Annotated in this window: 10 protein-coding genes; 3 read left to right on the top strand and 7 right to left on the bottom strand. The window is 41.4% G+C overall.

What is annotated here, in order from left to right; all coding sequences use genetic code 11:
* Position 1: 1 nt before the first annotated feature.
* Positions 2-1,669, bottom strand: a complete 1,668-nt coding sequence (mdcA, locus tag PaeCFBP13512_RS12195; RefSeq protein WP_069329240.1) for a malonate decarboxylase subunit alpha — start codon at positions 1,667-1,669, stop codon at positions 2-4.
* 48 nt (positions 1,670-1,717) lie between these two features.
* Here mdcA and PaeCFBP13512_RS12190 point away from each other — a divergent pair, with 48 nt between their 5' ends.
* Positions 1,718-2,605 (top strand): LysR family transcriptional regulator, encoded by an 888-nt coding sequence (locus PaeCFBP13512_RS12190; RefSeq protein ID WP_137223356.1) that lies wholly within the window; start codon positions 1,718-1,720, stop codon positions 2,603-2,605.
* On the opposite strand, the gene PaeCFBP13512_RS12185 is transcribed toward PaeCFBP13512_RS12190, so the two are convergent.
* A complete protein-coding gene (locus tag PaeCFBP13512_RS12185) occupies positions 2,521-3,720 on the bottom strand; it encodes an acyltransferase family protein (protein WP_241669369.1) in 1,200 nt (399 codons plus the stop codon). The genes PaeCFBP13512_RS12190 and PaeCFBP13512_RS12185 overlap by 85 nt on opposite strands.
* Before the next feature lie 256 nt (positions 3,721-3,976).
* Between PaeCFBP13512_RS12185 and PaeCFBP13512_RS12180 the strand changes: the two genes are divergently transcribed.
* Both PaeCFBP13512_RS12180 and PaeCFBP13512_RS12175 read left to right on the top strand, forming a co-directional pair.
* Positions 3,977-4,528, top strand: a complete 552-nt coding sequence (locus tag PaeCFBP13512_RS12180) for a GNAT family N-acetyltransferase (protein ID WP_241669362.1) — start codon at positions 3,977-3,979, stop codon at positions 4,526-4,528.
* A gap of 104 nt (positions 4,529-4,632) precedes the next feature.
* Complete coding sequence (locus tag PaeCFBP13512_RS12175) at positions 4,633-6,357, top strand: glycoside hydrolase family 13 protein (protein WP_137223350.1); 1,725 nt, start codon at positions 4,633-4,635, stop codon at positions 6,355-6,357.
* A gap of 158 nt (positions 6,358-6,515) precedes the next feature.
* Here the strand turns inward: PaeCFBP13512_RS12175 and PaeCFBP13512_RS12170 are convergent, their stop codons facing one another.
* The 5 genes from PaeCFBP13512_RS12170 to PaeCFBP13512_RS12150 form a co-directional block, all read right to left on the bottom strand.
* Complete coding sequence (locus PaeCFBP13512_RS12170; RefSeq protein ID WP_137223348.1) at positions 6,516-6,992, bottom strand: GNAT family N-acetyltransferase; 477 nt, start codon at positions 6,990-6,992, stop codon at positions 6,516-6,518.
* A complete protein-coding gene (locus PaeCFBP13512_RS12165; RefSeq protein WP_137223346.1) occupies positions 6,989-8,566 on the bottom strand; it encodes a PTS sugar transporter in 1,578 nt (525 codons plus the stop codon). The genes PaeCFBP13512_RS12170 and PaeCFBP13512_RS12165 overlap by 4 nt, the downstream gene beginning before the upstream one ends.
* Before the next feature lie 220 nt (positions 8,567-8,786).
* A complete protein-coding gene (gene gntK / locus PaeCFBP13512_RS12160) occupies positions 8,787-10,370 on the bottom strand; it encodes a gluconokinase (RefSeq protein WP_069329233.1) in 1,584 nt (527 codons plus the stop codon).
* 45 nt (positions 10,371-10,415) lie between these two features.
* Entirely contained in the window at positions 10,416-11,792 is a 1,377-nt protein-coding gene (locus tag PaeCFBP13512_RS12155; RefSeq protein ID WP_069329232.1) for a GntP family permease, read from the bottom strand.
* Between the two features lie 248 nt (positions 11,793-12,040).
* On the bottom strand, positions 12,041-13,000 hold the full coding sequence (locus tag PaeCFBP13512_RS12150) for a Ppx/GppA phosphatase family protein (protein WP_137223344.1): 960 nt from the start codon (positions 12,998-13,000) through the stop codon (positions 12,041-12,043).
* Positions 13,001-13,131 lie beyond the last annotated feature (131 nt).

Genomic DNA, 13,131 nt, shown 5'->3' with positions numbered 1-13,131 from the left:
ATTACCAGCTCCGGAATTTGGATGGTGGTTCGTATAATCCATCTGACCATTCTACAAGTTCTTCTATACTTTTCGCAGCTAACAAAGAACGCTTCGCATCTGTCCGTCGAATCTCCAAATCTTCTGGAAAAGCAATCAGTCCATCTTGACGTAATTTCTCATTCAGATCGGTATCATGACGTTGACCTAAAGGGGTCACTCCAGCAATCGCCGCTAATGCAGTACGACGTTCTTCGATATTTTGCGCTTTGTAGAGGTAGGCGATTCCTTCTTCAGTAACGACATGGGTTACATCATCTCCGTAGATCATAACAGGAGCAAGCGGTAGACCTGCATCATGCCCTACTTGAATCGCATCCAGTTGATCGACAAATGTAGGTTGATCCCCTGATTGGAAAGTTTCTACCATTTGGACTACTAATTTGCGTCCACGTACGATAGGATCTTGATCTTTTATCATATTCAGCCATGCTTCTGTATCATGACGACGTCCACGAGCATCACTACCCATATTTGGTGCACCGCCAAAACCACTTAACCGACCCGAGGTCACTGTTGAGGAGTTGCCATCTGGATCAATCTGTAGACTCGCTCCGATAAACATATCTGCCGCATACTGTCCAGCAACTTGCCCCATTGCCCGATTCGATCGAATTGTACCGTCATGTCCGGTGAAAAAGACGTCCGGGCGAGCAGCTGTATATTTTTCCATACCGACTTCACCGCCGAAGCAATGTACACTTTCGACCCATCCACTTTCAATAGCAGGAATTAACGTAGGATGAGGATTGAGCACCCAATTTTTGCAAATCTTACCTCGTAGTCCAAGCGATTCTCCGTAGGTGGGTAATAACAATTCAATCGCAGCTGTATTGAATCCAATCCCATGATTCAGCGATTGAACTTGATGCCGTTCATAGATGCCTCGAATTGCCATCATGCCCATTAAGATATGAGTTTCTTTGATATGACGTGGATCACGGGTAAATAACGCTTCTAATTGATACGGTTGATCGGCTTCAACAATGACATCGATCCAAGAAGCAGGTACGTCTACACGTGGTAATTCATCTACAATTTCATTCACCTGTACAATAACAATTCCATCGCGGAAAGCAGTGGCTTCAATAATGGTTGGTGTTTCTTCTGTGTTTGCACCTGTGTATAGATTACCTTGACGATCTGCTTTGTCAGCGGCAACCAATGCGATATTTGGAGTCAGATCGACAAACATCCGACCATACAGTTCAAGATACGTATGAATCGAGCCGATACTCAGCGTCTGATCTTCCACCATTTGAGCGATACGTAGACTTTGAGGGCCTGCATACGAGAAATCAAGTTTGCTAGCAATATTTTTTTCGAAAATGTCTAAATGTTCTGGGCGAGATACACTGGACATAATCATATGCAGATTGTTAACCACTTGCGGATTCACATTGGATAATGCTTGGGATAAGAAGCTAGCTTGTTTCTGATTATTACCTTCTAGTGCTACTCGATCACCGCTAACTAACAAGACTTCCATTGCATCTACAATATGATCCGTAGGCAAAATCACACCGTTTAACATCGAGCGAACCTTTTCCATACGACGTTTTTTTTCATCACGACGGGTCGTCCAAATACGCGGAGTTCCGGCTTTCAACTTGCTGATGTGGGTTGACATGATACTCCTCCTTGATGTTTGATTAATTGAGATTGGATGGTGTTCTGAATGGAATTACTTCACTTAAAATACTTTTGTAAAGTAGCACGGCTTCAACATATGACTCATGCTGCTGAAGAACTTCATATCGCTCAACCTGCACTGAGTAAATCAATCAAAATGCTCGAAACCGAACTTGGTGTTTCTTTATTTGACCGTACCGGGCGTTATATTACACTCAACGAATACGGAAGAACTTTTCTCAAACATGTTGAAAAGGCGCTTCAATCGCTTGAAGATGCTACCCGTGAAGTTCATGATCTTGCCACCGGGACAGTGGGCTATATCAAGCTTGCTTTTCCTGTTGGTTCTCATATCGTACCGAATTTGATTACTGCTTTTCGTGAACAATATCCTGATATTCATTTTCAATTGCTTCAGCATTACGAAGAAAATGTCAAACCTGAATTCGATCTGTGCATCTCTTCCTTACCGCTCAATTATGAACATATACAAAGCACTCCGCTTGTGACGGAACAGATCTTTCTAGCAGTGCCCAAAGGTCATGCTCTAGCTCATCGAAACAGTATTGCCCTATCTGAAGCGGCACATGAACATTTTATCGGTCTTCGTCATGGACATAGCTTGCGTGAAATGACGGATGATTATTGTCATATGGCTGGCTTTAAGCCTCAGCATATTTTTGAAAGTGATGATCCAGCTACCGTACGCGGATTGATTCGGGCGGGACAAGGTGTTGCTTTTATTCCAGCTGTATCCTGGGAAGGATCAACAGGGCCGGATATTTCGCTTTTACCTATCCATTCACCGATTTGCCAGCGTACGATCGGTATTTCTTGGCGTGGAGATCATTATTTATCACGAGCTGCACTGGTATTCCGTGAATTTACGATTGAATTTTTTGCTAATGCTTCGGATGAAGCACCCTCTCCTTGAGTAGTCGTCTGATGAGATGATGTGCTTGCGGATCGGCGAAATAAAGCCATTATCTTTTTGCAGATCCACTCTACGATATACACAATGGCAAACGAGAGGAAAGCTGTTATTCCAAAAGTCATGATCAAATTCAACCCTAACGGAATATCGCTAAAATAATCACCGATTAATGCCACGGTTAATCGAAGTGCAAAATAACTGGCTAGATACGCACGAAAAGCATATTTAGCGATAAACTTAAAGTACGGTAATGTTTTGGAATCACTTTTGATCAGCGATACGGTACATCCATAAACGATAATGATCAATGCGATATTGAACAGTACCATCGACCATTTCAAATAACTGGCATCGGCTAGATTCAGTGTATCCAATCCAAAAGAGAACAATTCATGGTTTACCAGTATGAATAATAGTCCAGCTACAGGTAACACCCACCAGCGAATACGTTCTACCAGTGCACGCCATTGCTGATTATAGGTCGAGGCAATCACACCAAGCACAGCATAGATACCAAACATAAACAATAAACGATCCCATTGAATAAGTCCGGGATGCTGGATATTGTGAAAAGCATAGATTGAATACCATGCAATTAATGCAGCATAGACGACCACCGTAATAATCATTACTGGTATGATATTCTTTTTATTTTTTAATAAGAATAGAACCAAGCCTGTGAGTAGTGGCAACAATAAGTGAATCTGAAACATCATAATCGTGTACCAGAGTTGCGGTGCAGCACCGCCCAGTACAACACCTTTGAATATATTCCAGATCGTCGAGTAGTTGCCTATATTGAACACAATCATATATACCACTGTCCAGGCAAGATAAGGGCCTATAATCTCTTTTGTCTTGTGCCATACATAATGAGAATAGTGAGTATCTCTTAACTTCGCCAAATCAAACGCTATTGCAAAAATAAACATAGGTGCTGAAAATTTAACCAGATCGTATAATATGCCAATTTCTATCTTTTGTGCTGTCGTCTGATAATGAAGTAACATTACATTCAACATCAATTGCCAGATTACAGCACTTACAGCTAACGTCTTCATGATCTCCGGCTCAGTCGTTTCACTTACACGCATAGCAGGAGATGTGGATGACATACTCAAAATGACACCTCCAGTTACCTAACCATGCACAGTGTGTACACACGGCATAATCGTTCTTATGGAACAGATTCTTTAACCATGAATATGTAACATCAAGCGCTTGAAATCTCATATTCAATCCTGCAATGCCTTACATCTATAATAGTAAAACAGATACAGGAGTATGTATAATACAGAACGAGTTATCAGCTTATAACAGATTTGGTATAGAACGATATTCACAAATAATGATTCAAATGGAGGACTTATGATGAGACCCGCTCAACCTACAGATGCACCTGTTGTCTTAGAACTGATGTATACCGCAATTGGAGATATCGCCCATACCTTAACAGGAACAACTAACAAAGAACAATCGTTACTTGCGCTACGTTCTTTTTTTGAACAAACAGGTAATCGGATCAGTTATGAAAATGTATTTGTCGAAGAACGTGATCACCAAGTGATTGGCTTTGTACTGTCTTATCATGGAAGTCAGATTGCTTCGCTAGATGCTCCTCTCATACAACGTGTGCAAGAACTGGGACAAGATCCAACAGCTATTGTGCCTGAAGCACGGGATGATGAATACTATCTGGATTCACTAGCTGTAGATGCTCGTTATCAAGGACAAGGGATTGGAACTATTTTAATTAAAGCCTTTGAAAAGCGTGCTCAACAATTAGGACATTCTAAAGTGATGTTGATTGTCGATACCGCTAATCCTAAAGCTAAACAGTTATATGAACGATTAGGCTACACAGAAGATGGAAATATTAAGGTCAGTGGACATGATTTTTATCGAATGATAAAGACGGTGTAGTGATTGTTTGAACATGTACTCCGAGGTTTAACCATGTATTAAAGGCTAATTATGTTAAATAATTGAAATTTATATGGGGTTAAACATCTAATAGGAGGATCATCATGGAAAATAAAACAGCTAGAGAATCTGTGATTTATCAGATTTATCCGCCTAGTTTTATGGATAGCAATAACGATGGCTGGGGCGATCTGAATGGGATTGCTACACGAATTCCTTATCTTCACCAACTGGGAATTGATACGATCTGGCTTGGCCCTGTCTACGATTCACCGATGATTGATAATGGCTATGATATCAGAGATTATTACAAAATCGATCCCAAGTATGGAACTATGGAACAATTTGAATCGCTACTTGAACAGTTACACCATATAGATATGAAGCTTATTATGGATCTAGTGATCAACCATACTTCAGATGAGCATCCTTGGTTCGAACAATCGAGAAGTTCGAAAGACAATCCATATCGGGATTATTATATATGGAGACCAGCTAAAAGCGATGGTACAGAACCGAATAACTGGCGTTCGTTCCAAAATGAATCCGCTTGGACATACGATGAGCAGACCGATGAGTATTATCTTCATTTATTTGATCGCAAGCAACCTGATCTGAACTGGGAGCATCCCCCTTTACGTCAAGAAATCTATAAAATGATTCGCTGGTGGTTAGACAAAGGAATTGACGGCTTTCGCTTAGATGCAATTAATATGATCTCTAAGCACCCTGATCTACCTGATGCATCAGAAGATGATCCTCATCCGATCGGGCAAAAATATTATAAAAATGGGCCACGAATTCATGAATTTTTACAAGAGTTGAATCGAGAAACATTTGCTCATTATCCGCATATTTTGACAATTGGTGAAGCTCCTTCTTTAACGATGGAACAGGTATTGGAATATACACTACCTGATCGCAAAGAATTAAATATGGTACTGGCTATGGATATGATGCGTCTGGGCAAAGATCCTCATGATCCGTGGCGCTCTGCTGATTGGTCGGTGTCTCAGTTAAAAGAATCGGTAGCGAAGTGGTATGAACATGTTTTTGCGCGCGGAGAATATGGAGTCTACTTGAGTACGCATGATCATCCACGTATGATTCCAGACGTTGTCGGTCATCATGAACACAATATGACTGCTGCTAAATTAATAGCTACGTTTCTTCATCTGATTCCTGGTGTTCCACTGGTATACCAAGGAGAAGAATTAGGATTACCGAATACCACGTATGATCGAATCGAAGATTATCGAGATCAAGGCACAGTTCATTATTATGAAGAAGCGGTAGCCAATGGGCAATCTGCTGAAGAAGTGTTATCCGGTATTCATAAGCGAAGTCGGGATGGTTCACGTTCGCCGATGCTATGGGATCACCAGCATCACAATTTTGGCTTTAGTCCCGATGAACATGTGGAACCATGGATTCCATTTCCAGAGAAACGTGGATTGAAAGGTTATAGTGTTAGCGAACAAGAAGAACAACGAGGTTCTGTTCTATCGTATTACCGACATCTTATTGCCATGCGCAAGCAGTTCCCGATCATGTCTCATGGTTCATTTACGATGCTACTGAAAGATCATTCTGAAGTGTTTGCTTTTATCCGAGAATGGCAAAGCCAACGCTGGTTAATTCTACTCAATTTTGCTGATATCGAAGCAGAGATTGATTGGACTCAAGAATATCGAGTCTTTCCAACTTCGATGGTCAAAATTCTAGGGAACTATCCTCATACTGCACATCCTCCTCATCTTGAGGAAGAACAATATATCGAAGATTTACAATATTTGCGTCCTTACGAAGTATTGATCTATCGGATGTAATCTTTTTATCGAATCAACATCTCTAATGTAATGGGCATATATCATTATAGAAAAACCTCTTTCTTCTGCGCAGTAAGGCAGATGAGAAAGAGGTTTTTTTGATGAAGATCATATTGTTTATAGCCTTTTTTTAGATTTACTAACTATGTTCTATTTCCTTATGGAGTTAATGTTTTGGACATTTGATAGTCGGTAATCTGATAGCCTGCTTTTTCATAGACATGTAGCGCCTTGAGATTATGACCGAATACATGCAGTCCAATCTTAACGGCACCTTCTTCTATCGCAACTTGATCCAGTGCTTTCATGGTCGCTTGACCATATCCTTTACCCTGATACGGTTCATAGATCAAAATATCATACAGAAAAGCTTGCTTACCTGCTGGCGCATCACTGATCTGAAGCCAGATATAACCGATAATCTGTTGCTTAGCTGTATCTACAATATTATAAATATAAGCGCCCGGTGTGTCTTTGCCCTGTGGTAAATATTTAGCAAAACTTTCGGTTGCTAATCGCTCTGCATCTACAGCATCCCATGTGCCTGCTGCTACTTTTTCAGCGGCATAATCGGCTGCCGATTGATCACGGAAAGCTTCATATTGTTCATGATTCATCAGTACTAATTCGATCATAGAATAGCCTCTTTCTTTTTACGGTTTTTGAACATGAGATTAATAATCAATGTAATTACAAATGAACAAGTCAGACTGCCTAACATAGCGATCGCAAAGCCAGCAATATGATTAGAAGAAAAAGGAGCTGCAAAAGCAGGAACATAAGCGATCCCACGCACATCCAATACACCTACCAATAATCCACCTAACCCGGCTGAGAAAATGGCTCCACCAAACACCCATTTGCTTGCAAACATAAATGGATATGCCGCTTCTACAAATGTACCAAATCCGATATTAATAAGAAACCCTGGCGCGGCTACTGCGGCAGCACCTTTATCTTGTGGAGCAATAATATTAGCTAGAGTAATGCCTGCTGATACCATAACCAGCCCTGTCATATCCACTGCACCGAGGAAACTGTTACCACTTCGTTCCATTTCCAATAATACAATCGGTAAAATAGCCGCATGATATACACCACCAAGAATAGCCGGCCAGATCAACAACCCTGCTATTAAGCCAGCAAGGGCGCTATTGGCTTGTACCAGATTTTCTAAAAGAGTACGTATCCCTTCGCCAGCTTGAGCGGCAATCGGTGCGATAAAGAAATAGACTACTAATCCTGCTACCAGACCTGCGACTCCGCCTGCTACAATATTAACGGTTGTTGCAGGAAATCGCCATTCTACACATTTACGGAATAGATAATTGGCTAACAATCCTGCACCGATACCACCAATCAATCCACCAATAATTCCTCCATTGACAGACAATACACCGGCTACAATCCCTGCTACAATGGATACTTCATCTAATTCAGCCACTTGCTTCGCTGCAACAACTGCAATAATCACAGGTAATGCCGCAATCATAATATCAAATACTTGACTTAAAGCCGTTAATCCGGGAATCTGACTGGCTGCCAGAATCAAAGCCATCGCAATAAACCCGGGTAACGATGCCAGCATAATCCCACGAATATTGATGCGTGAAAAGCCTGTTCCCTGTGGCATTCCTTGTCCACTGGAGACTTTACCAATCACCGGACGATACGATTTGCCCCAATGCTTACTCAGTGAAGTGATAAATGAAACGGCGCGGGTACGATTGGTTGTGCCTGTTGTACCGGAAGTGGAGATCACTTTCAATCCTTTGGTAGCTGCTGCTGCCATCGACGTTCCACCTGTACCCGTCACTGGTAATTGAGCAGTTGCTGCGGCTTCAATCGCTAAGCGATTCGCTCCTCCAGGACTAGCGCTCATCAGAATAACACCATCTACTTCACCATTGGCTATCATAGCTGCTAATCGTTCATCTTGAGCGATAGCTGCTTGGTTTATTTCTTCTAACGTTCCTTTACTCGCAATCAGCGGACGTTGTTCTTCTTCACTCCATATGTATAAAGAAGCAGGGGTAGATTCTTTGATATGATCCATAGATGTTTGAGCAGCAATAAATTGAATACCTGCACAATGAAATTCAGCCGCCTCCATTTGTACCAGTAATTCTTTTAGTAGTCCATCTGGATTTTTCCCACCAAGACTATAGAGATTGCCTCCACTACTGCCTAAGATAATAATATTTTTCATACAATCCTCCCTCAGCCTTTATGAATTCTATTTACTATACCTTTTTAACTCTATCACGGTAAAGCAATAACTAAGTAACTCGATATATTTAACCTGAAATAATACGTTATAAACTAAAAAAAGATTACTGCGAATAGTAGCAGTAATCTTTTTTTAAATCAACCTTATATGATCTTCTAGATTAGTTATTTATTGTATGAAATTTCATTCAACATATTGATTAAAGATCATCACTATCTTTTTTATCAATAGGTGTATACTTATCTAGCATTTTCTGTTGGAAGTCTGCGATATCTTCATAATCTTCTTCAAATTTACGTGAAATTCGAATATAGATTGGCAATAGTTCACGATAGATCGCCACATGTTCTTTGTAAGGCTTATGTTCATACGTGGTACCGATCATTTTGGATACTTCATCCAATGAATCGATCCGTTTGAGAGCATACAATCCGAGCACAGCTGCACCTAGACAAGAACTTTCGATACTTTCAGGAACCACAACCGTCTGGTCAAAAATATCAGCCATCATCTGACGCCATAGCTCCGAACGAGCAAACCCGCCTGTTGCATGGATTTTCTTAGGTACACCAATTTGCTCTTCTACTGCTAACATCACGGTATACAGATTGAACAGTACGCCTTCTAAGGCTGCACGAATCATATGTTCTTTTTTGTGATGCAAAGCCAGTCCGAAGAATGAACCTCTTGCATCTGGGTTCCATAACGGTGCACGCTCACCCGATAAGTAAGGATGGAACAATAATCCATCTGCGCCTGGATGTACTTTTTCAGCAATACGAGTCAGTACATCATACGCACTCAGTCCAAGACGCTTCGCTGTTTCTACTTCTGAAGCAGCGAATTCATCACGAATCCAGCGGAAAATAATACCACCGTTATTCACTGGTCCGCCTACTACCCACTTATCTTCAGTCAACGCGTAACAGAAAAAGCGACCTTTTGGATCGGTGACTGGCTTATCGGTGACTGTACGAATCGCTCCACTGGTTCCGATAGTTACAGCGACTACGCCTGGTTCAATAGCATTCACACCTAGATTCGATAGCACTCCATCACTGGCTCCAAGTACAAATGGCGTACTTTCAATCAGACCCATTTCTGTCGCATATGTCGCATGTAGACCGTGCATAATATGTGTAGTCGGTACTAACTTGGATAGATGATCACGTGTAATGCCTGCTGTTTCTAGAGCTTCTTGATCCCAATCTAATTCTTTCAAGTTCATCAGTCCAGTAGCAGAAGCCATCGAATGATCGGCAACATACTCACCGAATAATTTCAGGAAAATATATTCTTTGATCGAAATGTATTTGTGCGCTGCATTCGCAATCTCTTTCTGATCATGGGTAATCCACATTATTTTGGTTAATGGAGACATTGGATGAATCGGTGTTCCTGTACGCATATAAATCTCATGCCCTTTTTTCTCTTTTTGCAATTGACGAGAATAGGCTGCACTACGATTGTCTGCCCAAGTCATACACTGCGTAAGCGGCTTGCCTTCTTTATCCACAACCAACATACTATGCATCGCTGAACTGAAAGACACAAATAAAACATCCTCCGGTGCAACACTGCTCTTGTCCATCGTTTGTCTTACGGAATCAACCACTGCACGGAACAATTGATCTGGATCTTGTTCAGCAATCGAAGGTACAGGCGTATGCAAAGGATATTCTGCTCCACCTTGTGCTACAATTTTGCCGTTTTCTTCGAACAATACAGCTTTGGTACTTGTTGTTCCAATATCTACACCGATCATATATTTCGCCGTGCTCATGATTTAACCTACTTTCGCTCTAATTTCCTGCACTTCTTTTCTTATTTAGACTACTACATTCAGTAGCAAAATTAAACCAAACGCAACAAGAGACAATAAAGTCTCCATAACTGTCCAAGACTTCAACGTCTGTGGAACGGTCATATTAAAGAATTCTTTGACCATCCAGAATCCTGCATCATTCACATGAGAAAGAATCAATGAACCTGCACCTGTCGCCAGTACGACCAATTCAATATTGGCTCCCGGCGTTAATGCTAGTACCGGTGCAACAATCCCTGCGGCAGTAGTCATTGCAACGGTAGCCGATCCTGTAGACACACGAATCAGAGCAGCCACTAGATAAGCAAATACAATCACATTAACATGAGCAGAAGTAGCTACTGCGGCGATTGCATCACCTACACCACTGTCGATCAATACTTGTTTGAATGCTCCACCACCACCGATAATCAAAATAATCGAAGCGGTTGGCGCAAGACAATCCCCTGCAAATTTGGATACTTGTTCTTTGGTAAATCCTTGTCCGAATCCCAATGTGAAAAAGGCAAACACAGTTGCAATAAACATCGCTACGATTTCATTACCAACAAAGCGTAAAAATACACTAATTCCGTGCGTACTTTGCGGATCTGCAATCTCAGCAATAGAACCTGCTAGCATCAGAATTACAGGCATAAGAATCGTCAACATTGTAATCCCAAAACCTGGCAACGGCTTGTCTGGACGATCCAATTTGTTATTGGTTGTAAATTGTTCAGATAACCCTTCAGGCGGATGCACAATAATGCGTTTGCCAATATAAGCTCCGAATAAAGGCCCTGCTACTATCGCTGTCGGTATACCTACAATCAGCGCATAGATGATCGTTTTACCAATACTTGCACCAAAAGCATCAATCGCTATCATAGGTGCAGGATGCGGTGGCAACAGTCCGTGAACGGTGGATAAACCTGCCAGCATCGGAATCCCTACACGTAATAATGAAATATTCGTTTTGCGAATAACGGTAAATAAAATAGGAATCAACAAAATAATGCCGACTTCAAAAAATACCGGCATCCCTACAATAATCCCTACGATTAGCATCGCCCAGGGAATATTCTTCTCCCCGAATCGATTAACCATCGTGGTGGCAATCTGCTCTGCACCGCCCGATTCAGCCATCATCTTCCCGAGCATTGTACCCAGACCGATAACAATAGCGATCGAACCCAGTGTACCACCTAGACCACTTTGTACGGATTTGACCACATCGAGTGGTGCCATACCGATAACTAATCCCAAAAACAATGATGCCATGAGCAGAACGACAAATGGATTCCATTTGTACTTCGCAATCATGACAATCAAAATAACAATAGCAACAAGAGCCCATACCAATAGTGTGGTTTCATGGCTCAAACCAAAAATGGAATACATTCATTTTCCTCCTTTTTCTGCTTATGTACATCTTTTCCCAAATAAACCCCTTCTATTATTACCCCAAATTAAAGATTTTTCAAACGATAATGTCATTTTAATTATTTCATGCTCATTTGTGACCGTTTACATTTTTTGAGAATTTTCCGGATTTTTATATGCGCAACCATTTGCTTGTAACAACAACTACATAACAAAAAAGCTGTTAACGTCACATCCTAAGATGCGCATTAACAGCTTTTTGATATTTATGAAGTGGGACGTGAAGAAGCTGACTCTGCGGTGAAAAAGTGGTGTGAAAAACCATCACTCAGACCACGCCAACTGGCTAACAATGCTGAACATTTCATATGTTTTAACAATGTGCGTAAGATAAGCGTACCTGCAACAATAATATCGGCACGATCTTTCCCTAGATCAAATCGATTCACCCGTTCTTCTAGACTTAGCGTTGCTAACGCTTCAGCATAAAAGAAAATGGTATCTGGATCGATACGGTAAGGATCACTAGCGGGCTTCGATTGACGCTTACGTTCTCGCTCCATTCTTGCTAGAGCACGAATACCCCCACCTAGACCAATCAAAGGCAAATCAGGATGCATCGCTGTCCACGGATATTCTGCTAATTGTTGCTGAATATTCTGTTCCAACTGTGCTGTCGATTGCTCGCTCCAATGATCGGTACCACCATTTTGCATCGTCATATTGACTGCCCCGCAAGGCAATGATGTACTTTGAATTAATTGGTTATTTTTAAAATAAGATATTTCGGTACTGCCACCACCAATATCAACAATAAAGCCTTCTGTGACATGAGCTGGCATAGAGCGCATTACCCCTAGAAATCCAAAATACGCTTCTTCTTCACCGGATAAGATCTGCACTTTGATATCGGTATTGCTTTCCCAACACTTCATAATCTCTTCCGTATTGGCTGATTGTCTAACTGCTGCTGTAGCTACAGCACGAATCTGATGGGTATGATTCGTTGCGCAAATATGCTTAAACTTCTGGAGGATAGGAATAACCGTTCGGATATCTTCCTCAATCATGTTGCCATTCTCATCCCTGCGCACACCTAGCCGAACAGTTTCTTTCGCTTTGTGTATCATACGACAGGTTCCATCTGCACCTGCTTCATAAATAATCAGACGGATTGAGTTTGAACCAATATCAATGACTCCGAGTCGGTTCCGGTTTTCGCTCATCGTATACTTGCTGTGAACGCGTCCGCTATTCCATAAATCGCCATCAACGAGTTCCTCCTTCTATCTATTTTAGGTGTTCGTTATTCCTTATCCTTTACTTCCATCGCCATATTTTTCGCTATGCCAAACGT

Origin of the sequence: Paenibacillus sp. CFBP13512, from assembly GCF_005233705.1 — a bacterium.
Classification (GTDB): domain Bacteria; phylum Bacillota; class Bacilli; order Paenibacillales; family Paenibacillaceae; genus Saccharibacillus; species Saccharibacillus nuruki.
The sequence above is the reverse complement of the archived record's forward strand: the minus strand, read 5'-3'. Positions and strand labels throughout refer to the sequence as shown.

Coding starts and splice junctions, on each gene's coding strand:
- mdcA (WP_069329240.1), bottom strand. CDS start 1,669: ATGTCAACCCACATCAGCAAGTTGAAAGCCGGAACTCCGCGTATTTGG.
- PaeCFBP13512_RS12190 (WP_137223356.1), top strand. CDS start 1,718: ATGGAATTACTTCACTTAAAATACTTTTGTAAAGTAGCACGGCTTCAA.
- PaeCFBP13512_RS12185 (WP_241669369.1), bottom strand. CDS start 3,720: ATGTCATCCACATCTCCTGCTATGCGTGTAAGTGAAACGACTGAGCCG.
- PaeCFBP13512_RS12180 (WP_241669362.1), top strand. CDS start 3,977: ATGAGACCCGCTCAACCTACAGATGCACCTGTTGTCTTAGAACTGATG.
- PaeCFBP13512_RS12175 (WP_137223350.1), top strand. CDS start 4,633: ATGGAAAATAAAACAGCTAGAGAATCTGTGATTTATCAGATTTATCCG.
- PaeCFBP13512_RS12170 (WP_137223348.1), bottom strand. CDS start 6,992: ATGATCGAATTAGTACTGATGAATCATGAACAATATGAAGCTTTCCGT.
- PaeCFBP13512_RS12165 (WP_137223346.1), bottom strand. CDS start 8,566: ATGAAAAATATTATTATCTTAGGCAGTAGTGGAGGCAATCTCTATAGT.
- gntK (WP_069329233.1), bottom strand. CDS start 10,370: ATGAGCACGGCGAAATATATGATCGGTGTAGATATTGGAACAACAAGT.
- PaeCFBP13512_RS12155 (WP_069329232.1), bottom strand. CDS start 11,792: ATGTATTCCATTTTTGGTTTGAGCCATGAAACCACACTATTGGTATGG.
- PaeCFBP13512_RS12150 (WP_137223344.1), bottom strand. CDS start 13,000: ATGAGCGAAAACCGGAACCGACTCGGAGTCATTGATATTGGTTCAAAC.